This is a genomic window from Streptomyces novaecaesareae (assembly GCF_000716875.1).
GTDB lineage: Bacteria > Actinomycetota > Actinomycetes > Streptomycetales > Streptomycetaceae > Kitasatospora > Kitasatospora novaecaesareae.
Map to the genome: position 1 here is coordinate 1 of NZ_JNWQ01000102.1, position 22,304 is coordinate 22,304.

20 protein-coding genes are annotated in these 22,304 nt (G+C 72.8%); 11 read left to right on the plus strand and 9 right to left on the minus strand.

Annotated features, from left to right (window positions below):
• Positions 1-62: 62 nt before the first annotated feature.
• The 3 genes from OP86_RS28615 to map all read right to left on the minus strand — a co-directional run bounded on the left by OP86_RS28615 (position 63) and on the right by map (position 2,083).
• The gene (locus OP86_RS28615) at positions 63-488 is read right to left on the minus strand and encodes an acyl-CoA thioesterase (RefSeq protein ID WP_030058224.1); all 426 of its coding nucleotides are present in this window, start codon (positions 486-488) and stop codon (positions 63-65) included.
• A gap of 83 nt (positions 489-571) precedes the next feature.
• Positions 572-1,267 carry an HAD family hydrolase gene (locus tag OP86_RS28620; RefSeq protein WP_030260482.1) on the minus strand — a complete coding sequence of 232 codons (696 nt, stop codon included), beginning with the start codon at positions 1,265-1,267 and terminating at the stop codon, positions 572-574.
• A 48-nt stretch (positions 1,268-1,315) separates the two neighbouring features.
• Positions 1,316-2,083, minus strand: a complete 768-nt coding sequence (gene map, locus OP86_RS28625) for a type I methionyl aminopeptidase (protein ID WP_030260479.1) — start codon at positions 2,081-2,083, stop codon at positions 1,316-1,318.
• Between the two features lie 213 nt (positions 2,084-2,296).
• Between map and OP86_RS28630 the strand changes: the two genes are divergently transcribed.
• On the plus strand, positions 2,297-2,779 hold the full coding sequence (locus OP86_RS28630; RefSeq protein ID WP_030058228.1) for an LppU/SCO3897 family protein: 483 nt from the start codon (positions 2,297-2,299) through the stop codon (positions 2,777-2,779).
• Between the two features lie 29 nt (positions 2,780-2,808).
• Entirely contained in the window at positions 2,809-3,087 is a 279-nt protein-coding gene (locus OP86_RS28635) for a helix-turn-helix domain-containing protein (protein WP_030058229.1), read from the plus strand.
• 140 nt (positions 3,088-3,227) lie between these two features.
• Here the strand turns inward: OP86_RS28635 and OP86_RS28640 are convergent, their stop codons facing one another.
• Genes OP86_RS28640 through OP86_RS28650 form a run of 3 tightly spaced genes read right to left on the minus strand, consistent with a single transcriptional unit; the run spans position 3,228 to position 6,504 of the window.
• On the minus strand, positions 3,228-4,625 hold the full coding sequence (locus tag OP86_RS28640) for an ABC transporter substrate-binding protein (RefSeq protein ID WP_030058230.1): 1,398 nt from the start codon (positions 4,623-4,625) through the stop codon (positions 3,228-3,230).
• Between the two features lie 44 nt (positions 4,626-4,669).
• Positions 4,670-5,569 (minus strand): carbohydrate ABC transporter permease, encoded by a 900-nt coding sequence (locus tag OP86_RS28645; RefSeq protein WP_078589463.1) that lies wholly within the window; start codon positions 5,567-5,569, stop codon positions 4,670-4,672.
• Positions 5,566-6,504, minus strand: a complete 939-nt coding sequence (locus OP86_RS28650; protein WP_030058232.1) for a carbohydrate ABC transporter permease — start codon at positions 6,502-6,504, stop codon at positions 5,566-5,568. Before OP86_RS28650 ends, OP86_RS28645 begins: the two co-directional genes overlap by 4 nt.
• Before the next feature lie 239 nt (positions 6,505-6,743).
• On the opposite strand from OP86_RS28650, the gene OP86_RS28655 reads away from it, so the two are divergent.
• Complete coding sequence (locus OP86_RS28655) at positions 6,744-7,220, plus strand: DoxX family protein (protein WP_030260475.1); 477 nt, start codon at positions 6,744-6,746, stop codon at positions 7,218-7,220.
• A 69-nt stretch (positions 7,221-7,289) separates the two neighbouring features.
• Here the strand turns inward: OP86_RS28655 and OP86_RS28660 are convergent, their stop codons facing one another.
• Positions 7,290-8,774 (minus strand): SulP family inorganic anion transporter, encoded by a 1,485-nt coding sequence (locus OP86_RS28660; protein WP_030260471.1) that lies wholly within the window; start codon positions 8,772-8,774, stop codon positions 7,290-7,292.
• A gap of 791 nt (positions 8,775-9,565) precedes the next feature.
• Here OP86_RS28660 and gcl point away from each other — a divergent pair.
• From gcl to OP86_RS28675, 3 genes are all read left to right on the plus strand, one after another.
• A complete protein-coding gene (gene gcl, locus OP86_RS28665) occupies positions 9,566-11,338 on the plus strand; it encodes a glyoxylate carboligase (RefSeq protein WP_030058235.1) in 1,773 nt (590 codons plus the stop codon).
• A 159-nt stretch (positions 11,339-11,497) separates the two neighbouring features.
• Entirely contained in the window at positions 11,498-11,986 is a 489-nt protein-coding gene (locus OP86_RS28670) for a glutathione peroxidase (protein ID WP_030058236.1), read from the plus strand.
• Between the two features lie 159 nt (positions 11,987-12,145).
• Positions 12,146-13,354, plus strand: a complete 1,209-nt coding sequence (locus OP86_RS28675; protein WP_030058237.1) for a hypothetical protein — start codon at positions 12,146-12,148, stop codon at positions 13,352-13,354.
• A gap of 113 nt (positions 13,355-13,467) precedes the next feature.
• Here the strand turns inward: OP86_RS28675 and OP86_RS28680 are convergent, their stop codons facing one another.
• A complete protein-coding gene (locus OP86_RS28680; protein ID WP_030058238.1) occupies positions 13,468-14,391 on the minus strand; it encodes a LysR family transcriptional regulator in 924 nt (307 codons plus the stop codon).
• Positions 14,392-14,487: 96 nt separating this feature from the next.
• Between OP86_RS28680 and OP86_RS28685 the strand changes: the two genes are divergently transcribed.
• The 4 genes from OP86_RS28685 (at position 14,488) to OP86_RS28700 (ending at position 18,610) form a co-directional block, all read left to right on the plus strand.
• Entirely contained in the window at positions 14,488-15,192 is a 705-nt protein-coding gene (locus OP86_RS28685) for a succinate dehydrogenase cytochrome b subunit (protein WP_030058239.1), read from the plus strand.
• 71 nt (positions 15,193-15,263) lie between these two features.
• Positions 15,264-17,207 (plus strand): fumarate reductase/succinate dehydrogenase flavoprotein subunit, encoded by a 1,944-nt coding sequence (locus OP86_RS28690; RefSeq protein ID WP_030058240.1) that lies wholly within the window; start codon positions 15,264-15,266, stop codon positions 17,205-17,207.
• Positions 17,204-17,941 carry a succinate dehydrogenase/fumarate reductase iron-sulfur subunit gene (locus OP86_RS28695; protein WP_030058241.1) on the plus strand — a complete coding sequence of 246 codons (738 nt, stop codon included), beginning with the start codon at positions 17,204-17,206 and terminating at the stop codon, positions 17,939-17,941. The genes OP86_RS28690 and OP86_RS28695 overlap by 4 nt, the downstream gene beginning before the upstream one ends.
• 363 nt (positions 17,942-18,304) lie before the next feature.
• A complete protein-coding gene (locus OP86_RS28700; protein WP_030058242.1) occupies positions 18,305-18,610 on the plus strand; it encodes a hypothetical protein in 306 nt (101 codons plus the stop codon).
• Between the two features lie 120 nt (positions 18,611-18,730).
• Here the strand turns inward: OP86_RS28700 and OP86_RS28705 are convergent, their stop codons facing one another.
• The gene (locus OP86_RS28705; RefSeq protein WP_157849865.1) at positions 18,731-19,669 is read right to left on the minus strand and encodes a DUF2797 domain-containing protein; all 939 of its coding nucleotides are present in this window, start codon (positions 19,667-19,669) and stop codon (positions 18,731-18,733) included.
• A 231-nt stretch (positions 19,670-19,900) separates the two neighbouring features.
• Between OP86_RS28705 and OP86_RS28710 the strand changes: the two genes are divergently transcribed.
• Positions 19,901-22,045 (plus strand): restriction endonuclease, encoded by a 2,145-nt coding sequence (locus OP86_RS28710; RefSeq protein ID WP_033333826.1) that lies wholly within the window; start codon positions 19,901-19,903, stop codon positions 22,043-22,045.
• Positions 22,046-22,304 lie beyond the last annotated feature (259 nt).

Consider the following 22,304-nt stretch of genomic DNA (forward strand, 5'->3'; position numbering starts at 1 on the left):
GGGTGGGGGCGGACGTGGGGTGGTGGGGGCGTTGCGTTCGGAAGGATGCTGCGGAAGAGGCGTCAGAGACCGAGCACGGCCGGGTCGGAGGCGAGGGCGCGCAGCGGCTCGCGCGGGTCGGCGACCAGCCGGCGCTCGGCCAGGTCGAGGATGCCGCCGACCCCGGTGATCTCGGCGGCCAGCACGCCGTCCTCGCGGGTCAGCCGCTGCACCACCCGGAAGGTCTTGCCGTCGCGCCAGGTGAACGAGCAGCTGACGTCCACCGAGTCGCCCGCGCGCAGCTCCCGCAGGTACTTGACCGTGGTCTCCAGGACGACCGGGCCCACGCCCTTGGCGACCAGCTCGGCCTGGCGGATCCCGGCCGCCTGGAGGTACTCCCAGCGGGCGTGCTCGGCGTACTGGAGGTAGACGGCCTGGTTGAGGTGGCCCTGGGTGTCGGTCTCGTACCCGCGCACGGTGATGCGGGTGGTGAAGTCCTGATCGGTCATGCCCGCACGGTACTCCGGGCGGGCGGGGCGCCACCTCGTGTCCTCCGTCACCCCGGACATGTCAGTTCGGCACGGCCGTCGGGTCAGTTCGGCAGGGCCGTCAGCAGCGGTGCCAGGGCGTCCGGGCGCTGGTCGACGGGCAGGTGCTCGACGAGGTGGAGGCCGCAGCCGAGCGCGAGCGCGCCGCCGTCGCAGGTGCGGTCGTCACCGACCATCAGCACGTCGGCCGGGGCCAGGCCAAGCCGGGCGCAGGCGGTCTCGAAGATCAGCGGGTCGGGCTTCTGGGCGCCGACCTCGCAGGACAGCACGTACGTGTCGACCAGCTCGTCCAGGCCGTGGGCGCGGAAGATCGGGCGCAGGTCCCAGCCGACGTTGCTCACCACGGCGACCGGCACGCCCCGGCGGCGCAGCTCGCGCAGCACGGGGGCGGCGTCCGGGTAGGGGCGCCAACTCGTGGGCGCCAGGTGGGTCTCGTACAGCGCGTCCACGTCGAGGGCGGCGGGCGGCTCGGCGGCCCTGGTCAGCGCGGTGTAGGCGGCGCGGTGCAGCTCGGGGGTCAAGTCCCGGGTGTCCCAGGCCTGCTGGACCTCGGGCGGGATCCGGCGCGGCGGCACGCCACCGGGCAGCGCGCCGAACTCCTCCAGCCGGGCCACCAGTTCGGCCTGCTCGTCGGCCGGTAGGGCGAGGCCGGTGGCGGCGGTGAAGGCCGCCAGCCACTCGGCGGTGGAGACCACCCGGAAGAGGGTGCCGGAGAAATCGAACATCACACCTTTGGTCATGGCGTCGAGCGTAGCCGGGTGTTCGATCCGGAGCGGGTGCGGTGGGCCTCAGCGGAGCGTGAGGATGCGCGGGCCGTCCTCGGTGATGGCGACGGTGTGCTCGATGTGGGTGGCACGCGTGCCGTCGGTGGTGCGCAGCGTCCAGCCGTCCGGGTCGGTGTCGTAGTCGTCGCGGCCGCCGGCCGTGAGCATCGGCTCGATGGCCAGCACCAGGCCCGGGCGCAGCGGGTAACCCCGGCCCGGGCGGCCGACGTTGGGCACGTGCGGGTCCTCGTGCATGCGGCGGCCGATGCCGTGTCCGCCGTAGCCCTCCGGCGTGCCGTAGCGCCCGGCGCGGACGACGCGGCCGATGGCGTGGGAGATGTCGCCGATCCGGTTGCCGACCACGGCGGCGGCGATGCCGGCGTCCAGGGCGCGCCGGGTGGCGTCGATCAGCACGGTGTCCTCGGGGCGCGCGGTGCCGACGGTGAAGCTGATTGCGGCGTCCCCGGCCCAACCGTCCAGGATGGCGCCGCAGTCGATGCTCACCAGGTCTCCGTCGCACAGCCGGTAGCCGTCCGGGATGCCGTGCACGACGGCGTCGTTGACGGAGGCACAGATGACGGCCGGGAAGGGGACGGGCGCGAAGGACGGACGGTAACCGAGGAACGGCGAGCTCGCTCCGGCCGCGTTCAGCACGCCCCGCGCCACCTCGTCCAGCTCCAGCAGGCTGACCCCGACCGCCGCCGCCTCCTCCACGGCGGCCAGCGCGTTCGCGACCACCCGCCCGGCCTCGCGCATCGCGTCGACGGCGGCGTCCGACTTGATTTCGACCATGGTGAACCACTCCCCTGGATCCAATTCTTATACCGGTATTTGTATCACGGTCGATGGTGGACGATCACCACCCGGCAGTGCAGCGAGGGGTCGGCGAGGCGGAGCGATGCGGCGGGCGCAGGCGGCTCACCAGGGAATACGTGGCGCCCGGCCCGCCCGTGATCCGCTAGTGTTCGGCGGCGCAATCCGATGATCTGACCGCAAGGAACCCACGTGACGACCCCGCCGACCACCCCCGTCGACGAAACCCCCACGGCTGCCGAGCCGCACACCCCGACGGCCGAGGGCGGCGAACTCCCTCCCCCGGCCGGGCCCTCGCGGCTCCGCCGGATCGGCCGCCGGGTGGGAGGACCGCTCCTCCTGGTCGCGCTGATCATCGGCGGCCTGCTCGTCGCCGGCCAGGCCGGCAAGTCCGACCCGGAGGCCGCGAAGGCCGGTGACTGCGTGCACGACCTCGGCGGCGGCGGATCCAAGCCGAAGATGGAGATCGTGGGCTGCACCAAGCCCAACGCCGACTTCAAGATCACCAAGGTCGTCCACGACGGCGACGCCAAGCACGCGTGCGACACCGAGCCGGAGGACGTCTTCGGCTCCTACAGCGAGGAGCGCAGGAGCACCCTCGTCGTCCTCTGCCTGGCCCTGAACGCCGAGCGGCCCGGCGGCCCGGCCCCCCTGCCCAACTGGCCCGAGCAGTAGAGCCGGCCGGGGCCACTACACTCAGCGGCATGGTGAGGACTCCGCTGACCCCGTGGGAGCGCGAGCGTGGGGAGCGCTTCGGGGCGCTGCTGCGCGAGGCGCGTGGCGAGCGCAGCATGGTCGAGGTGGCGGCGGTGGCCGGTGTCTCGGCGGAGACGCTGCGCAAGATCGAGACGGGGCGGGCGCCGACGCCGTCCTTCTTCACCATCGCGGCGCTGGCCTTCGCGCTGGACCTGTCGTTGGACGAGCTGGCCGGCGCGTGTGCGCTGCCGGCGGACGGCGAGCACGGCGAGGCGCTCTCGGCCTGACGCTCTCGGCGTGACGCTTCCGGGTTGACGCTTCCGGGTTGACGCTCCCGGCGTGACGCTACCGCCGTGACGCGCGACGGCCCGCCCGGCGTGTGGTGCGCCGGGCGGGCCGTGGCGTGGCGGTCGAGGGGCGGGGCGGGTCAGCCGACCGAGCTGTTGTAGCTCTCGATCGCCGGCTGCAGCTCCTTGGCCGCGTCGGCCAGCGCCTGCTGGGCCGTCTTGCCGCCCGCGATGGTCTGCTCGATCGCGGTCTCCACGCCCTTGCGGGCCTGCGGCATCACGCCGAGCAGGCAGCCGGCGGTGGCCGGGGTGGGCTTGGTGGCCTTCAGCTGGTCGATCGCGGTCTGGAACTGCGGGTACTTGGCCACCCACTCCTTGTCCTTGGGGTCGTCCAGGGACTTCTTGTTGACCGGGAAGTAGCCGGTGCCGGTGTGCCAGACGGCCTGCTGCTCGGGGGCCGTCACCCACTTCTCGAACTCCCAGGCGGCGCGCTTCTCGGCGTCGGAGTGGCCGGGGCCGCTGATCCACAGCGAGGCGCCGCCGATCACCGGGCCGCCCTGGTCGGCGGCGGTGACCTTCGGGAAGGCCGCGGTGCCGACGCCGAACTTGGCGGCCTCGGTGTAGCCGCGCAGCACGCCGGTGGACTCCAGGTGCATCGCGACCGTGCCGGCCTTGAAGGCGGCCTGGGCGTCGTCGGTGGTGCGGCCGGTGTTGGCCGCGTAGCCGCCCTTGACCAGGTCGGCCCACCACTGGACGATCTGCGCGCCCTGGGCGGAGTCGAACACGACCTTGCCGGCCTTGTTGCTGCGGCCGTTGTCGTTGTCGCAGTACATGGTGCCGGACTCGGCCAGCAGCTGCTCGACGAACCAGCCGTAGATGGCGGCGCCGAAGCCGTACCGGACGGTCTTGCCGTCGGTGTCCTTCCTGGTGAGCTTCTTCGCCAGCTCGCCCAGCTCGTTGAGGTCCTTGGGCGCCTGCGCCGGGTCGAGGCCGGCCTCCTTGAAGGCGTCGGTGTTCAGGTAGAGCAGCGGCATCGAGGAGTTGAACGGCATCGACTGGAGCTTGCCGCCGACCGAGTAGTAGTTGCGGATGTTGGCGTCCAGGTCGTCCAGGGAGTAGGCGTCCTTGTCGGCGAAGGCCTGGGCCGGGACGGTCTGCTTGGAGTCGATCATGAACCGGGTGCCGATGTCGTAGACCTGCACCAGGGCGGGGGTGCCCTTCTGCTGCACCGCGGCCTTGTACTTGGTCACCAGCTCGTCGTACTTGCCCTGGAACTGCGCCTTGACCTCGATCTTGCCCTGGTGCGCGGCGTTGAACTGGTCGACCAGCCCGGTGAGCACCTCGGCGTTCTTGCCCGTCATCGAGTGCCAGAACTCGACGCCGGTGACGCCGGAGGCCTGGTCGAGCGCCTGGGCGCCGGGCGCGGCGGCGTCGGAGGAGCCGCCGGAGCCCGAACCGGAATCACCGGAGGAACTGCAGGCGGTCAGGGACAGGCCGGCCACCAGCAGGGCCGCGAGCGCGCGTGCACTCTTCTTCACGAGGGTTCTCTCTCTGTGGGGAGGGACGGATCGGGAGGGGCGGGTCAGCGCACCGCGCCCGCGGTCAGGCCGCGGACGATGAAGCGCTGGCCGAAGAGCACCAGGGCGAGGGTGGGCAGCAGGGAGAGCACGACGCCGGCCAGGATCAGCCCCGGGTCGGCCATCTCGGAGTCGCGCAGCGAGGTGAGGCCGATCTGCAGGGTCTGCATGTTCGCCGTGCGGGTGATGATCAGCGGCCAGAAGTACTGGTTCCAGGCGGACAGGAAGACGTAGATCGACAGCGCCGCCAGCGCCGGCTTGTTGAGCGGGACGACGATCCGCCACAGGAAGCGCCAGTGGCCGGCGCCGTCGATCCGGGCGGCGTCGCGCAGTTCGCCGGGCAGCTGGCGGAACGCCTGGCGCAGCATGAAGGTGCCGAACCCGGAGGCGAGGAAGGGCAGCACCAGGCCGAAGTAGGTGTTGCCGAGCCCCCAGCCGGACAGCGTCAGGTAGTTGGGGATGATGATGGCCTCCCACGGGACCATCAGCGTCGCCAGGAACACCCCGAACACCGCGGCCCGCGCCTTCAGCGGCAGGAAGACGAAGGCGTACGCGGCCAGGATCGAGGTGAACAGCTGGGCGAGGGTGATGACGGTGGCCACGATCGCCGAGTTGGCGTACTGGCGGGCCAGCGGGATCGCGTCCACGGCGCCGGAGAAGTTCCGCCCGGTGACCGAGTGCGGCACCAACGCGGGCGGGTAGGAGGAGAGTTCGGACGGGCCCATGAAGGCGCCGGCGATCGCGTAGTACACCGGGAAGGCGACGGTGACGACCGCGACGGCGAGCAGCAGGTAGACGGCGGCGCGGCCGAGCAGGTCCCGCGGGGAGCGCCCGGCGAGGACACGGGTGCGCGGGCGGGGCGCCCCGGGCGCCTCGACGTCGTCGGTGGTGGCGATCGTGGTCATGCGTAGTGCACCTTCCGCTCCAGGACGCCGAACTGGACGGCCGTGCAGGCGAGGACGACCACGAGCAGCACCACGGCCTGGGCACTCGCGGTGCCGAAGTCGCTGGAGCCGTAGGCGAAGGCCTTCTCGTAGACGGAGTAGACGAGGGTCCGGGTGGAGCCGTCCGGCCCGCCCTTGGTGAGGATGTGGATCTGGCCGAAGCTCTGCAGCGCGTGGACGGTGGAGACCACGGTCAGGAAGAACAGGTTCGGGCCGAGCATCGGGACGGTGATCGAGCGGGCCAGCCGCAGGCCCGACGCGCCGTCGATGCGGGCCGCCTCCACGATCTCCCCCGGGATCGACCCGATCCCGGCGGACAGCACCAGCACGTTGTAGCCGAGGTTCATCCACACCGTGGTGACGGCCACCGAGACCAGCGCGTACCGGGAGTCGGTCAGCCAGCCGATCGGGCCGAGGCCGAGGTGCGAGAGCAGGCCGTTGAGCACCCCGCTGGCGGGGTTGAAGAACACCGCGAAGACCACCGACGCGCTGGCCACGGAGAAGGCGAAGGGCAGTGCGAAGGCGGAGCGCAGCAGCCGTACGCCCCGGATCCGGTTCTCCAGGAGCAGCACCAGCACGAGCGCGCCGAGCACCCCGGGCACCACGGTGAGCAGCGTGAACAGTGCCGTGGTGACGAGGGTGCGGCGGAAGTCCGCCGAGGCCAGCAGGTCGGTGTAGTGCTTCAGCCCGACGTACCGGGAGGGCGCGCCGAAGAGGTCGTTGGCGTGCCCGCTCAGGTAGATCGTCCGTCCCAGCGGGTAGCCGATGAAAAGGACGAAGACCACCAGGGAGGGCACCAGGAAGGCCCAGGCGAGCCCGTGTTCGCCCCAGCGGCCTCGCCGGGGTGACGGTGGGCGGGGGCCCACCCGGGGCCCGGCGTGCGGTGCGGTCGGCATGGGGTGCGCGTCCGCCTTTCGTGATGTCGGTTCCGGCCGAAACCGTGTCTTGCCCACACGACGCGGCGGAAACCTCCTGGTGATCAGCGGGTGTCACCGGGATTACGCGTTCGCGCCAAATCCGGCCGATCGGCCTTGCCGGCTTGTGACAGTTTCTGACTGACCATTGACAATTAAACAAAACCAAGCCTAGCCTTACCGCCCTGTTCCCCCCTCCCCCGCACTGGAGGCGCTTCCCCATGCCCTCGAACGCTCTCACCACCCCCCGCCAGGCCGTCGAGGCCGCCAGGCCACTGGTCCTGACGGCCTTTCGGATCGTCGTCGGCCTGCTCTTCGCCTGCCACGGCGCCGCCTCGCTCTTCGGCGTCCTCGGCGGCGCCAAGGGCGGCGGCACCGTCCCGCTGGGCCAGTGGCCCGGCTGGTGGGCCGCGCTGATCCAGCTGGTCGGCGGCGTCCTGGTCCTGCTCGGCGCCGGCACCAGGACGGCCGCCCTGCTCTGCTCCGGCTCGATGGCCTACGCCTACTTCACCGTCCACCAGGAGCACGCGCTGCTCCCGCTGCAGAACGGGGGCGAGGCCTCGGTGATGTTCTGCTGGGCCTTCCTCGCCATCGCGGTGCTCGGCTCCGGCCCGTACGCCGTGGACCGGCTGCTCAGCCGCGAGCCGGCGGCGGCCGAAGCGGCGGAACCGGCCGCGCAGCGGACCTCGGCGGGCTGACTCGACCAGACCGACCGATCGCGGCCCGGACACCACCCGGGCCGCGATCAGGCTAACCACGCACGCCCGTCAGGCCACCGAAGGCAGCGGCGGGTCGACGGCGAGCGGTGCGGTGGCGCGGGCCCGGTGCTGGTCGGCCCAGGTGGTGAGGGCGAGCGTGCAGGCGTGGTCCAGGTGGCGCAGCCCGGACCAGTCCAGTTCGACCGGCCGGTCGTCCGGCAGCCGCTCCAGGGCGTCCAGCAGCCGCGGCAGCCGCAGGAAGGTGGCGTTGCCGCTCAGCCGGACCCGGTGCAGCGCCTCGCCGGCCGGCAGGACCAGCTCCTCCACCGCGATCTGGAGGTGTGAGGTCTGCCAGGCGGACTTGGCCACCGCCAGGCCGACGCCGATCAGCACCCCCTCGAACAGGTCGGTGGCGATGATCGCCACCGCCGTCACCACGAGCACCAGCGCCTCGCCCCGGTGCCCGCGGCAGAGCGCGGCGATCCGGCGCAGCGGCACGAGCTTGGCGCCGGCGTGGACCAGGACGGCGGCCAGCGCGGTCAGCGGGACGAGCCCGAGCACGCCGGGCAGCAGCGCGGTGAACAGCAGCAGCCAGCAGCCGTGCAGCACGCGGGAGGCCTTGGTGCGGGCGCCGGCCTGGACGTTGGCCGCGCTGCGGACGATCACTGCGGTCATCGGCAGCGCGCCGAGCAGTCCGCAGACGGCGTTGCCGAGGCCCTGGGCGGTGAGTTCGCGGTCGTAGTCGGTGCGCGGGCCGTGGTGCATCCGGTCGACGGCGGCGGCGCTGAACAGCGTCTCGGCGGAGGCGATCAGGGTGAAGGCGACGACCGTGCCGAGCCCGGCGGGGCCGACGAGGGCGGCCAGGGAGTCGCGGTCGGGCAGCTGCACGACGTCGAGCAGCCCGGCCACCCGGACCCGGGCGACGGGCAGGTCCGCGGCGGCGGTGACGGCGGCGGCCAGCCCGACGGCGGCCAGCGGCGCGGGGACGGCGCGGGCGGCGCGCTCCGGCAGGTACTTCCAGCCGACCAGCACCAGCAGGGTGCCGAGGCCGAGGGCGGCCGCGCTCGGGGTGGCCGCGGCGGTGAGGACGTCCGTCAGCAGGGCGGGCAGTCCGGCGATCTTCTCCGGCCCGGTCGCGGGGGCGCGGCGGTCGGCGAGTGCGTAGAGCTGGCCGAACACCAGGGTCAGTCCGATGCCGGCCAGCATGCCGTGCACCACCGAGGCGGACATCGCCCGGAACCAGCGGCCGAGCCGCAGGGCGCCCATCGCCAGCTGGAGCAGGCCGGTGGCGAGCACCAGCAGGCCGAGCGCGCCGGTGCCGAACTCCCGGACGGCGTCGGCGACCAGGACGGTCAGTCCGGCGGCGGGCCCGCTGACCTGCAGGCTGCTGCCGGGCAGGGCGCCGACCACCAGGCCGCCGACGATGCCGGTGACCAGACCGAGTTCGGCCGGGACGCCGGAGGCGACGGCCACCCCGACGCAGAGCGGGAGGGCGACCAGGAACACCACGAGTGAGGCGGGCAGGTCGTGGCGCCAGGGGACGGCGCGCAGCACGGCGGGCGCGGGCCGGGGCCGGCCCGGCGGGGCGTTCTTCCGGGGGCGGCCCGGCGGGCTCTCGCTCCGGTGGGGCGGCCGGTTCACCCGGTCACCGCCGGGAGTCGGGCAGGGGTACAGCAGCGCATGGGGACGTTCCTTCCGCGCGCCCGCCGCCGCGGGCACGCCGTTGCAGGGCGGAGGTTGCAGGGCGGGAGGACGAGGGAGCGGGCGGAGCGGGCGGAAGGGGGAGAGCGGAGGGGACCGCGGCGGGGCGACGACTGCGGTGCGGCCGCGGGCCCGGGCGGGCCGCGGGACGGCGGCGGGTGTCGGGTCGGTGCGGTCAGGGGGTGTCCCTCGCTCGGGTGCGGCGGACCGGGCCCGCGGTCCTGGACGGGCCGCCGGCGACGTTCCCCCGGTCGTCGGCGCTCCCAAACCCCCCTGCCGCGGCCTCAGTTGGACGTCACAGGCCCGGCGTGCCACCGACGGTACCCAGGCCGACGGGGCGGGCCGACCTCGGACACCGTCCCTTCACGGGCACTGCACACCGGGCGCGCTTCCCGGCGCGGAGCGTCCGCTTCCTCCCGTACACCTGCACGACCATCGCTCGTTCGTACGGATTCCTCCTGGTCGACCCGCCAATTCCGCCCGGGCGCGGACTGACACATTCTGTTGAAGTTCCCCTTGACGCCCCGACGGAGCCCGCCCTACCTTGTTTCCACATACAGAAACCGTTCTTCCGTATGGTGGAATTCAGGAGATGAGCCCTCCGAGCCACTGCGGGCCGACGCAGGAGAGACCCGATGCCTCGTATGACAGCCGCCCGCGCGGCCGTGGAGATCCTCAAGCTCGAAGGCGTTGAGGTCGCGTTCGGTGTGCCGGGCGCAGCCATCAACCCGTTCTACGCCGCCCTCAAGGCCTCCGGCGGCATCAAACACACGCTGGCCCGGCACGTCGAGGGCGCCTCGCACATGGCCGAGGGCTACACCCGCGCCACGGCCGGCAACATCGGGGTCTGCATCGGCACCTCCGGCCCGGCCGGCACCGACATGATCACCGGCCTGTACTCGGCGGTCGCCGACTCCATCCCGATCCTGTGCATCACCGGCCAGGCGCCCGTCGCCCGGCTGCACAAGGAGGACTTCCAGGCCGTCGACATCGCCTCGATCGCCAAGCCCGTCACCAAGGCCGCCACCACCGTGCTGGAGGCCGCGCAGGTCCCCGGGGTGTTCCAGCAGGCCTTCCACCTGATGCGCTCCGGCCGGCCGGGCCCGGTCCTGATCGACCTGCCGATCGACGTCCAGCTCACCGAGATCGACTTCGATCCCGAGGCCTACCAGCCGCTCCCGGTCTACAAGCCGGCCGCCAACCGGATCCAGATCGAGAAGGCCATCGCGCTGCTCCAGGAGTCGGAGCGCCCGCTGATCGTGGCCGGCGGCGGCGTCATCAACGCCGACGCCTCCGCGCTGCTGCTGGAGTTCGCCGAGCTCACCGGCGTCCCGGTGATCCCGACCCTGATGGGCTGGGGCATCGTCCCGGACGACCACGAGCTGAACGCCGGCATGGTCGGCCTGCAGACCTCGCACCGCTACGGCAACGAGAACTTCCTCGCCTCCGACTTCGTCCTCGGCATCGGCAACCGCTGGGCCAACCGCCACACCGGCGGCCTGGACGTCTACACCGCGGGCCGCACGTTCGTCCACGTCGACGTCGAGCCCACCCAGATCGGCAAGATCTTCGCGCCGGACCTCGGCATCGCCTCCGACGCCAAGGCCGCACTGGAGCTGTTCGTCCAGGTCGCCGGGGAGCTCAAGGCCGCCGGGCAGCTCAAGGACCGCAGCGCGTGGGCCGCCTCCACCCAGGAGCGCAAGGCGAAGCTGCAGCGCCGCACCCACTTCGACAACGTGCCGCTCAAGCCGCAGCGCGTCTACGAGGAGATGAACCGGGCCTTCGGGCCGGAGACCCGCTACGTCACCACCATCGGCCTCTCCCAGATCGCCGGCGCCCAGATGCTGCACGTCTACAAGCCGCGGCACTGGATCAACTGCGGCCAGGCCGGCCCGCTCGGCTGGACCATCCCGGCCGCGCTGGGCGTCGCCACCGCCGACCCCGAGGGCCAGGTCGTCGCGCTCTCCGGCGACTACGACTTCCAGTTCATGATCGAGGAGCTGGCGGTCGGCGCCCAGCACCGCATCCCGTACGTCCACGTGCTGGTGAACAACTCCTACCTGGGCCTGATCCGCCAGGCGCAGCGCAACTTCGACATCGACTTCCAGGTCAAGCTGGAGTTCGAGAACATCAACGCGCCGGAGCTGGGCGTCTACGGCGTGGACCACGTCAAGGTCGCCGAGGGCCTGGGCTGCAAGGCGATCCGGGTCACCGAGCCGGAGGGCCTGCTGCCGGCCTTCGAGGAGGCCAAGAAGCTGGCCGCCGAGTTCCGCGTGCCGGTCGTGGTCGAGGCGATCCTGGAGCGGGTCACCAACATCGCGATGAGCGGCAACGACATCGACAAGGTCAACGAGTTCGAGGAGCTCGCCACCCTCCCCGAGCACGCGCCGACGGCGATCAGGCCGCTCGCGCTCTGACGAGTGGCGCCCTGACCTGGTGCGCGGGGGCGTACGAGCCGCTCCGTACGCCCCCGCGCTCCTGGAACACCGGCGGCGCCGGCACGGTTGAGCCGTCCGGGGCCGCTACCGTGTGCCCGGGCGAAGACCCGCTGCCGACCTGCCGAAAGGACCACCACCGTGAGCCTGTACGACATCCCCCTGCGCACCCTCGCCGGCGAGCCCACCTCGCTGGCCGACCACAAGGGCAAGGCCCTGCTGATCGTCAACGTCGCCTCCAAGTGCGGTCTGACCCCGCAGTACGCCGGGCTGGAGCGGCTCCAGGAGCGCTACGCCGGGCGGGGCTTCACCGTGCTGGGCTTCCCCTGCAACCAGTTCGCCGGGCAGGAGCCGGGCAGCGCCGAGGAGATCCAGACCTTCTGCTCCACCACCTACGGAGTGACGTTCCCGCTGTTCGAGAAGCTCGACGTCAACGGTGACGACCGGCACCCGCTGTACCAGCAGCTGACGCAGGTCGCCGACGCCGAGGGCGAGGCCGGTGACGTCACCTGGAACTTCGAGAAGTTCCTGATCTCGCCGGACGGCACCGTCACGGCCCGGCTGCGGCCGCGCGTCGAGCCGGAGTCGGACGAGCTGGTCGCCGCCCTGGAGGCCGTGCTGCCGGCCTGACGCCACAGCCGCCCGAAGGCCCGGAGCGCACCCCCGCGCGTCGGGCCTTCGCGCGCGATCCCGCCCTGCTCGGGATGGTGCGGGCATGCTCAACGCGCCCCGAGGACAGGCCCTATCGTGGATGATCCGTTGATCCATCACTGCGGAGAGGTCCACTTGATGATCCGTCACGCCAGAACAGCGGCACGCGCGCTGCTCGCGGCCGGCTTACTCGTCACCGGCGCGCTCGTCGGCGCACCGCCGACGGCCGCCGCCGCCGCCGCACCGACGGCCCTGCCCGCATCCGACTACACCCTCGCCGCGGACTACCACCAGTTCGACACGCTCGACTCGGCCCTGGTCACCGCGCTGGGAACCTCCGCCGTGCACACGGTGATGGAGCACGCGAACCACGACCGGCAGGCACTCCCCTCGTCCTTCTCCGTCAGCGGCCTGTCCACCGGCTTCCGGTTCGACGACGGCGACAACTCCGACTGTCAGAGCGTCCCCCAGGGCATCACCACGAGCCGGGACGCCGTGGGCACCGCCGACAGCGGCAACTACGACGGCCACCAGCTCGTGCTGGTGAGCTGGTACACCAAGGACGGCTGCGACGGCGCCCAGCAGCGCAGCCGGATCACCCTGGTCGACTGGGACGCCACCTACCCCAACGCCTACCGCAAGATCCTCCTCGTGGAGCCGACCGGCACCGCGACGGCCCCGGACTTCAAGGACATCCCGATCCACGCCGGCGGCGTCTCGTGGTACGGCGACCACCTCTACGTCGCGGACACCGGGCGCGGCATGCGCGTCTTCGACATGCGGAAGATCCTCAACACCTCCACCGGCGGCACCGCCGACCAGATCGGCCGCCAGTCCGACGGCTCCTACTACGCCCACAACTACGCCTACGTGCTGCCCCAGATCGGCACGGTCACGGCACGGACGACCAGCAACGACAAACTGGTCTGGTCGTCGGTCTCCCTCGACCGGGTCAGCAAGTCGATCGTGATGGCGGAGTACACCTGCCAGTCCGGCTGCACCGACTACCCCAACCGCCCGCCGAGGGCGGTCCGCTTCCCGTTCGCCTCCGGGGCGACGACGTTCGCCGCGACGACGACCGCCAGCCAGGCCCTCCAACTGCCCTGGTACAACCTCAACGGCGTGGCCTCCCACAACGGCCGCTGGTGGTTCAACTCCTCGGGGCAGAAGAAGCTCTCCTACTGGACCCCGACCGCCGGCCCCGCCACCTTCGCCTGGGTGAGCGGCGGCGAGAGCCTCTCCTACTGGGAGGACGCCACCAACCCCGACCTGCTGTGGTCGCTGCAGGAGACCACGGGCGGACGCAACGTCTTCGCCGTCACCCAGTCCACCTACGGCGGCGGCTGAGCACCGGAGGCCGGTCCGGCCCTTACCCTCGACGGCCCCGACCGGAATCCGGTCGGGGCCGTCGTCGCCGGTCCTGCGACGACCACCTCGGCGGGAACGGCTACGTCACCGGATCACGGCAGCAACAACCGTGTCCCCGGCGGCAGTTCGCCGTCACGTTCGGCGTCGTGCAGGTGGGCCAGCAGGGTCGTACGCAGCGCCTCCGCCGCGCGGGTGAGCGGCACCTCATGGCCGTGCGCGACGGCGATCGTGCGGCCCAGCCCCGGCCCGGCGAACGCGGTCACCGCGAGGCCCGAGCGGGCCGCCACCATGCCGGGCACCACGGCGGGGCCGATCCCGGCCCGGACGAAGCCCAGCACCGCGTCCATCTCCCCGCCCTCCACCGCGAACTCCGGCTCGAACCCGGCCGCCCGGCAGGCCGCCAGCGTCGCCTCGCGGACGTCGTAGCCCTCCCGGAACATCACCAGCGGCCGCCCCCTGAGCTCCGCCACCCGGACCCTGCGCCGGGCCCGCCGCTCGGCGGAGACCAACACCAGCTCCTCGTGCAGGAGTTCGGTGACGGCGAGGGCGGGCGCCTGGTCCCCGCTCGGCGGGGTGATGATCAGCGCGAGGTCCAGCTCCCCGGCCGCCAGCGAGCGGACCAGGTCGCGCGAGCCGCCCTCGCGGACCACCAGCGCCACGCCCGGGTAGCGGTCCCGGAAGACCCGCAGCACGTCCGGCACCAGGCTGGTACACAGGCTCGGCGGCGCGCCCAGCCGGACCCGGCCGCGGCGCAGCTGCACCGTCTCCTGGACAGCAAGCCGGGCGCTCTCGGTGTCCGCGAGGATGCGCCGGGCCAGCGGCAGCAGGGCGTCCCCGGCGTCGGTCAGGGCGATGTTGCCCCGGGTGCGGTGGAACAGCTCCGCGCCCAACTCCCGTTCCAGTGAACGGATCTGCTGCGAGAGGGAGGGCTGCGCCACGTGCGCCGCCTCGGCCGCCCGGGTGAAGTGGCGGGTCTCGGCGACGGCCAGGAAGTAGCGGAGTTGCTGGAGCTGCACACGGCCAGGATAGGCCGCATCGATAGCTGCTGCCTATCGTCGTGAGCCGCATCATGTCTTGGACGGACCCTGGTGGCCGTCCCTAGCGTTGCTGCCATGACAACCGCGACTCGGACGGCCCGGCGCCCGTCCACCCTGGCGACCCTGTGGCGGTCGACCGTCGGCAAGAAGGCGGTGATGGCCGTCAGCGGACTGGCCATGCTGCTGTACCTGGTCGCACACATGCTGGGCAACCTCAAGGTGTTCTTCGGCCCCGACGACATCAACGGCTACGCGGCCTGGCTGCGCACCATCGGCCAGCCGTTCCTGGGCCACGAGTGGTTCCTGTGGATCGCCCGGCTCGGCCTGCTCGCAGCCGTCCTGCTGCACGGCGTCTCCGCCTACCAGCTCAGCCGGCGCGACCTCGCCGCCCGGCCGAGCAAGTACGTGCACAAGCGCCGCCGGGCGAGCTACGCGACCCGGACCATGCGCTGGGGCGGGGTGATCCTGGCGCTGTTCATCGTCTGGCACATCCTCGACCTCACCACGCTGACCGTGAACCCGGCCGCCGAGGAGGGGCACCCGTACCAGAACATCGTCGCCTCGTTCGGGAACTGGTACTCCTGCCTGATCTACATCGTCGCGATGCTGGCCGTCGGCCTGCACATCCGGCACGGCTTCTGGAGCGCCGCGCAGACCCTCGGCGCCAACAACGCCCGCCGCGACCGGGCCCTGAAGCTGACGGCCGACGGCCTGGCGCTGGTACTGACCGTCGGCTTCCTGTCCGTCCCCGTGGCCGTGATGACCGGAGTCGTCAATTGAGCAGTGGTGAAGTGAGCAGTGGTGAAGTGAGCAGTGGCGAAGTGAGCAGTGGCGAAGTGAGCAGTGGTGAAGTGAGCTACCTCGATTACACCCTCGGCGAGCCCGTCGCCGACACCAAGGCCCCCGGCGGGCCGATCGAACAGCGCTGGGACCAGCGTCGGTTCGACGCCAAGCTGGTCAACCCGGCCAACCGGCGCAAGCACACGGTCATCGTGGTCGGCACCGGCCTGGCCGGCGGCGCGGCCGGCGCGACCCTCGCCGAACAGGGCTACCACGTCGTCCAGTTCTGCTTCCAGGACTCACCGCGGCGCGCCCACTCCATCGCCGCCCAGGGCGGCATCAACGCGGCCAAGAACTACCGCAACGACGGCGACTCCGTCCGCCGGCTGTTCTACGACACCGTCAAGGGCGGCGACTTCCGCGCCCGCGAGTCCAACGTGCACCGGCTCGCCCAGGTGTCGGTGGAGATCATCGACCAGTGCGTCGCCCAGGGCGTCCCGTTCGCCCGCGAGTACGGCGGCCTGCTGGACACCCGCTCCTTCGGCGGCGTGCAGGTCTCCCGCACCTTCTACGCCCGCGGCCAGACCGGGCAGCAGCTGCTGCTCGGCGCCTACCAGGCACTGTCCCGGCAGATCGCCGCCGGGAACGTGGAGATCCACCCGCGCACCGAGATGCTGGACCTGCTGGTCGTCGACGGCCGGGCCCGCGGCATCGTCGCCCGCGACCTCGTCACCGGCGAGATCCGCTCCCACACCGCGGACGCCGTCGTCCTCGCCACCGGCGGCTACGGCAACGTCTTCTACCTCTCCACCAACGCCAAGAACTCCAACGCCACCGCGATCTGGCGGGCGCACCGGCGCGGCGCGTACTTCGCCAACCCGTGCTTCACCCAGATCCACCCGACCTGCATCCCGCGCTCCGGCGACCACCAGTCCAAGCTCACCCTGATGAGCGAGTCGCTGCGCAACGACGGCCGGATCTGGGTGCCCAAGGCCCAGGGCGACACCCGGCCGCCGGCCGAGATCCCCGAGCAGGAACGGGACTACTACCTGGAACGGATCTACCCCTCCTTCGGCAACCTGGTGCCGCGCGACATCGCCTCCCGGGCCGCCAAGAACGTCTGCGACGAGGGCCGCGGCGTCGGCCCCGGCGGCCAGGGCGTGTACCTGGACTTCGCCGACGCGATCCGCCGACTGGGCCGGGACGCCGTCGAGGCCAAGTACGGCAACCTCTTCGAGATGTACGAGCGGATCACCGCCGAGGACCCGTACCGGGTGCCGATGCGGATCTACCCCGCGATCCACTACACGATGGGCGGGCTCTGGGTCGACTACGACCTGCAGACCACCGTCCCGGGCCTGTTCGCGGTCGGCGAGGCCAACTTCTCCGACCACGGCGCCAACCGGCTCGGCGCCAGCGCCCTGATGCAGGGCCTGGCCGACGGCTACTTCGTGCTGCCGCCCACCATCAACGACTACCTGGCGCGCCACCCGCTGCCCGCCGTGCCCGCCGAGCACCCGGTGCTGCGCGAGGTGGAGGCCGAGGTCGAGGACCGGCTCAACCTGATCTTCGCGGTCGACGGCGACCGCACCCCGGACTCCTTCCACCGCGAACTCGGCGAACTGCTCTGGGACGAGTGCGGCATGGCCCGCGACGCGGCCGGGCTGACCAGGGCGCTGGAGCGGATCCCGCGGCTGCGCGAGGAGTTCTGGCGCCGGATCAAGGTGCCCGGCACCGGGCAGGAGCTCAACCAGTCGCTGGAGAAGGCCAACCGGCTCGTCGACTACTTCGAACTGGCCGAGCTGATGTGCCTGGACGCCCTGCACCGCGCCGAGTCCTGCGGCGGCCACTTCCGCACCGAGAGCCAGACCCCCGACGGCGAGGCCGCCCGGCACGACGAGGAGTTCGGCTACGCCGCAGCCTGGGAGTTCACCGGCACCGGCGAGGCGCCCGTCCTGCACCGCGAGGCGCTCGACTTCGAGTACGTCCACCCCACCCAGCGGAGCTACGCATGAACCTCACCCTGCGCATCTGGCGCCAGGCGGGCCCGGACGCACCCGGGTCGATGACCACCTACCAGGTCAGCGGGATCAGCCCGGACATGTCCTTCCTGGAGATGCTCGACACCCTCAACGAGGAGCTGATCACCCGGGGCGACCAGCCCGTCGCCTTCGACCACGACTGCCGCGAGGGCATCTGCGGCGCCTGCGGCATGGTCATCAACGGCCAGGCGCACGGCCCCGAACGGACCACCACCTGCCAGCTGCACATGCGGCACTTCAAGGACGGCGACACCATCGACGTCGAGCCCTGGCGGGCGGCGGCCTTCCCGGTGGTCAAGGACCTGGTGGTGGACCGCACCGCCTTCGACCGGATCATCGGCTCCGGCGGCTACATCACCGCGCCGACCGGCAGCGCCCCCGAGGCGCACGCCACGCCCGTCCCCAAGGAGGCCGCCGACACCGCCTTCGAGCACGCCGAGTGCATCGGCTGCGGCGCCTGCGTGGCGGCCTGCCCGAACGGTTCGGCGATGCTCTTCACCTCCGCCAAGGTGGTCCACCTCAACGTGCTTCCGCAGGGCGCGCCCGAACGGGCCTCCCGGGTACGGGACATGGTCACGGCCATGGACGCCGAGGGCTTCGGCGGCTGCACCAACACCGGCGAGTGCGCCACCGCCTGCCCCAAGGGCATCCCGCTGCCCAGCATCGCGGCGATGAACCGGGAGTTCCTGCGGGCCGCCCGTGGTTAGGGCGTGTCTTGACGCCCGTTGTTGACGCCCGTTGTACGGTCGGCCCCTCGCGTTCGGTGCTCGTCGCGAGGGGCCGACGTTTCTTCGCGGCGGGGCGTGCGCGGGCATCTCGCGCTCCCCGTAAGGGTGGTGGATCGCCGCGTGCGGTGCTTCCTGACGGAGAATCGCGCTACGGTGGTCCTCCGCTACGGAGGGACGGCATATGCCCGAGGTTCAGTCCTGTGCCGGCTGCGGCGGGTCCGGGGGAACCCAGAAGACCGAGGCAACGGTCGAACTGGACGAGGAAGGAAGCATGGTGCCCAGGGTCCACGAATTCTGGTCGCCGTGCGGTCGGTGCCACGGATCCGGGACGGTGATCGTCGGATGAGGTTGGTCTTCGAGTGCGTCGAGTGCGGTGGGCACTACCTGCCGCCCGAGGGCATGGTGTACCCGGACGGGCCGGCCTCGCCGGTCTGGTGCACCGCCTGCCAGCGCGCCAAGCACGCGGCAGGAGTCCGGGAGGACCCGCTGCTCGCCCGGGTCGCGCTGGCCGCCGCCCGGGCCGCGCTCGCCCGCCGGGCCGCCGAGCCCGCCGAGCTTGCTGCGCGCCCCGACGTCCGCCCGTCCCGGCCCCCGCTGTCCCGCCGGGCCCGGTCCGGGCCGGGCGGGGTGCGCAGCAAGCTCGGCTAGCCGGCCGCCGCACCCACTGCCCCGGCCGTCCCGGCCGTCTGGGCCGTTTCGGCGAGGAAGCGCTCCAGCAGGTCCGCGACGGTGTCGTCGGAGCACCGACGGAGCACTGACGGAGCAGCGTCAGAACAGCGCCTCCTGGGTGTCCGGCTCCGGCGGACGGACCCGCTCCCGCAGGGCCAACCCCTCGGACGGGCGGCCGGGGACGGGCGTGAGCGTCCAGCCGGTGAGCCGCCGGGTGTCCAGCAGCAGCGGGCCGGAGCCGTCCGGCTGGTCCAGGAAGAGGTGCTTGCCGATCGGCGCCCGCAGCCGGCCCGCGACGACCGCGCCGTCGGCCAGCCCGGCGATCTCCCGGTAGGCCTCCGGGGCGCCGCCGGCCAGGCCGTAGCGCTCCACGTGGTCGACCACCGGACGGTCCGCGAGCAGCTCCACGGCGTGGCCGTCCAGCAGCCGGTGCGCCTGGGCACGGGCCTCGGTGAGCACCGTACGGCGGTACCCGGCATCGCCGTGCGACCACCAGTGGTCGGCCTTCAGCCGGGACTTGTACCGCTCGCGGGCCAGTCCCGAGGCGGCGACGGTGAGTTCGGCGCGGCGCACCGCGGGCAGGCCGCCCCGGGCGGTGAACGCGTAGGCCAGCGCGCCCTGTTCGAGGAGCCGGCTGTCGCCGCGCTGCTCGGCGGTCAGGCCGACCTTCAGCAGGCCCTCGCCGAACCAGGCGAGGTACAGCAGGTAGGTGCGGCCGTCGTCGAGGATCTGGTCGCGCGCGAGGGCGAGGCCGCGGTCCACGCTCTGGCAGGCCGGGCACTGCGTCGCGCCGCCGTCCGGATCGATCACCGCGTGGTGCGGGCAGGGCGTGCGCTCCGTCGCCCCGGCCAGCCAGGCGCCGGTGCAGCGCCGTGGGCCACCGAGCAGCCAGCCGACCTCCGCGCCCGGCACCACGGCGCGCTCGTGCACCTGCGCGCCGCGCGCGGCCCCGAGCAGGGCGCGGCCGTCCTGCCAGCTCAGGCCGGTGGAGATCCAGCCCCCGGGCCGGTCCGGGTGCTGCGGTGCGGGGATCGTCACGGGCATCCCTCCCTGTAGGTCCTCGATCAGGCGAGGCTACCCGCCGGCACCGACAACGCTGCTTCCGCTCCCCCTCGCCGCCCGCCCCGGCGGCCGAAAGGCCCGCAGGTCGCAGGGGCTTGGCCGGGTGGGGTGTCCACGCTCTATTGTGGCGGGCGCGGTCGGCGGCGTGGCCGGGAGGCCAGGTCGTGCGGCCGGGGTCGGCGCGAGGCGAAGAGGGGTGGACGGACGGTGTCGGGGCGGCGGAGCAACGGGGTGCTGGCGGTCTGGGCGGAGGCGCAGCGGCAGCAGCAGCGCCGGGAGGAGGCCCGGTGGCGCGCCGAGGCGGCGCAGGAGCGCCGGCGGGAGCGGGAGCAGCGCGAGGCGCAGCGGGCGGCCGCCCGCAACGAGCGGGAGGCGCAGCGCGCGTACCAGCAGTCGCGGGAGGCGGAGGTGGCCCGGCGGACGGCCGAACTGGACACCAGGGTCGGGGAGTTGAGGGGGCTGCTGGCGGCCGGGCTGGCCGCCCCGGCGTTCGGTCCGCAGGCGCTGCTGGCGCCGAGCGCGGTACCGCCGTTCGATCCGGGCCCGCTGGGTGAGCCGGTGCCGATGCCCGACCAGGCCTCCGCCCACTACTTCGTGCCGCCGCCGGACGAGGTCCAGGCCCGCAACCCGGGCGTGCGCCGGCAGTACGAGCAGTACCTGGCCCAGGCCCGGGCCCGGTTCGAGCAGGACTGGTACGCCGCGCAGGCGCGGGAGGCGGACCGGCAGCGCCGGCTGGCCGCGTACCACCAGGAGTACCTGGCCTGGGCGGAGCGCTTCCGCCACCAGGACCAGGAGCGCGGGGCCCGGACGGAGGAGCTGCTGCGCAGGCTGCGGGCGGGTGAGCCGGAGGCGGTGCAGGAGTACTTCACGGCGGGCCTGTACGCCTCGGCGGCCTGGCCGGAGGGCTTCCCGCACCGGCTGGTGGCGGCCTTCGACACGGCGGGCCGCCAGCTGGTGGTGGACTGGGAGCTGCCGGGGCCGGACGTGGTGCCGGCGGCCGGCCGGGTGCGGTACGTCAAGTCGGACGACCGCGAGGCCGAGGTGGCCCGCCCGGCGACGGAGCGCAAGGCGCTGTACCGGGGGGTGCTGGCGCAGTCGGCGCTGCGGGTGGTGGCGGAGGTGTTCCGGGCGGACCGGGACGGGCTGCTGGACTCGGTGGTGGTGAACGGCTTCGTGCCCGGGATCGACCCGGCGACCGGCCGGGAGGCCGAGCGCTTCGTGTCCACGCTGACCGCGGCCCGGGCCGGGTTCGCCGGGCTGGCGCTGGACCGGGTGGACCCGGTGGAGTGCTTCCTGGGCCTGGGCGGCCGGCTGTCGGCCCGACCGGAGCGGCTGGACGAGGTGCGGCCGGACCGGCGGCCGGAGACGGTCGGCGGCAGCCTGGCCGGGCAGGGCGGCGAGGACGAGCCGGACCTGTTCGAGATGGATCCGCTGGACTTCGAGGAGCTGATCGCCGAGTTGTTCCGGCTGCGCGGGTTCCGGGTGATGACCACGGCCCGCAGCGGCGACGTCGGGGTGGACGTGGTCGCCGAGGACCTGGACCCGGTGACCGGCGGCACGATCGTGATCCAGGCCAAGCGCTACAAGAAGACCGTCCCGCCGACGGCGGTGCGCGACCTGGAGTCCACCGTCCGCCACCACGGCGCGATCAAGGGCATCCTGGTCACCACGGCCGGCTTCGGCCGCGGCTCGTACAGCTACATCGAGGGCAAGCCGCTGGCCCTGGTGAGCGGGCCCGAGCTGGTCGAGCTGCTGGCCGAGCAGGGCCTGCGCGGCCGCCTCGGCGGCGGTGCCTCGGCGGCGGGCAGCGGGTCGAAGGAGGCCGAGCCCGCCGGGCGGGAGACCGCCCTCACGGTGAGTTGGCAGAGCCGGACGGCCGGCGGGGACGCGGTGGAGCTGGACGTCACCGCCTTCCTGTGCGCCGGCGGCCGGGTGCTGAGCGACGAGCACTTCGTGTTCTTCAACAGCCCGCAGGACCCGGACGGCGCCGTCCGGCTGCACCCCACCCGCTCGGTGCCGGGCGAGCCGACCCGGGCGGCCCGGCTGACGCTGGACCTGCACCGGCTGCCGGTCGCGGTGGAGGAGGTGGTGGTCGCCGTCTCCACCGAGGAGGAGGAGCCGCCGGCGGTACCGCTGGGGTACGTGCACGGGCTGGCCGTCGCCGCCGCGTACGGGCCGGGTGCGGGCGGTCCGGCCGAGTGGGCGGGCGGCACCGGCGGGGTGCCGGACAGCGCGATGCTGCTCGGCGCGTTCCGACGGGCCGACGGCGGCTGGGAGTTCAGCCCGTCCGGCCGGGCGGTGACGAACGGTCTGGCCGGGCTGGCGACGGCCTTCGGCGTGGCGGTGGAGTAGCGGCGGGTCATACCTGAGGAGGAGAGCGCCCCCGCCGCCCCACCGGGTCGGCGGGGGCCGACCGTCCCCCCGGCATACACATCGCCTTCGAACGGCTTGGGAGGATGGAAAGGAGTCAGATTTTCCGCTTTTCCGTCCCCAGGAGTCCACGTGACGTTCCCCGCAACCGCCGTCCGCACCGGCCGGGCGGCCGCCCGCGCCACCGGCCTGAACAAGGTCTACGGGGAGGGCGAGACCCGCGTCGTCGCCCTCGACGACG

Bases quoted from the DNA above. Each gene is read 5' to 3' on its own strand.
- OP86_RS28615 (WP_030058224.1), bottom strand. From the start codon at position 488: ATGACCGATCAGGACTTCACCACCCGCATCACCGTGCGCGGGTACGAG.
- OP86_RS28620 (WP_030260482.1), bottom strand. From the start codon at position 1,267: ATGACCAAAGGTGTGATGTTCGATTTCTCCGGCACCCTCTTCCGGGTG.
- map (WP_030260479.1), bottom strand. From the start codon at position 2,083: ATGGTCGAAATCAAGTCGGACGCCGCCGTCGACGCGATGCGCGAGGCC.
- OP86_RS28635 (WP_030058229.1), top strand. From the start codon at position 2,809: ATGGTGAGGACTCCGCTGACCCCGTGGGAGCGCGAGCGTGGGGAGCGC.
- OP86_RS28645 (WP_078589463.1), bottom strand. From the start codon at position 5,569: ATGACCACGATCGCCACCACCGACGACGTCGAGGCGCCCGGGGCGCCC.
- OP86_RS28650 (WP_030058232.1), bottom strand. From the start codon at position 6,504: ATGCCGACCGCACCGCACGCCGGGCCCCGGGTGGGCCCCCGCCCACCG.
- OP86_RS28655 (WP_030260475.1), top strand. From the start codon at position 6,744: ATGCCCTCGAACGCTCTCACCACCCCCCGCCAGGCCGTCGAGGCCGCC.
- gcl (WP_030058235.1), top strand. From the start codon at position 9,566: ATGACAGCCGCCCGCGCGGCCGTGGAGATCCTCAAGCTCGAAGGCGTT.
- OP86_RS28675 (WP_030058237.1), top strand. From the start codon at position 12,146: ATGATCCGTCACGCCAGAACAGCGGCACGCGCGCTGCTCGCGGCCGGC.
- OP86_RS28685 (WP_030058239.1), top strand. From the start codon at position 14,488: ATGACAACCGCGACTCGGACGGCCCGGCGCCCGTCCACCCTGGCGACC.
- OP86_RS28695 (WP_030058241.1), top strand. From the start codon at position 17,204: ATGAACCTCACCCTGCGCATCTGGCGCCAGGCGGGCCCGGACGCACCC.
- OP86_RS28700 (WP_030058242.1), top strand. From the start codon at position 18,305: ATGAGGTTGGTCTTCGAGTGCGTCGAGTGCGGTGGGCACTACCTGCCG.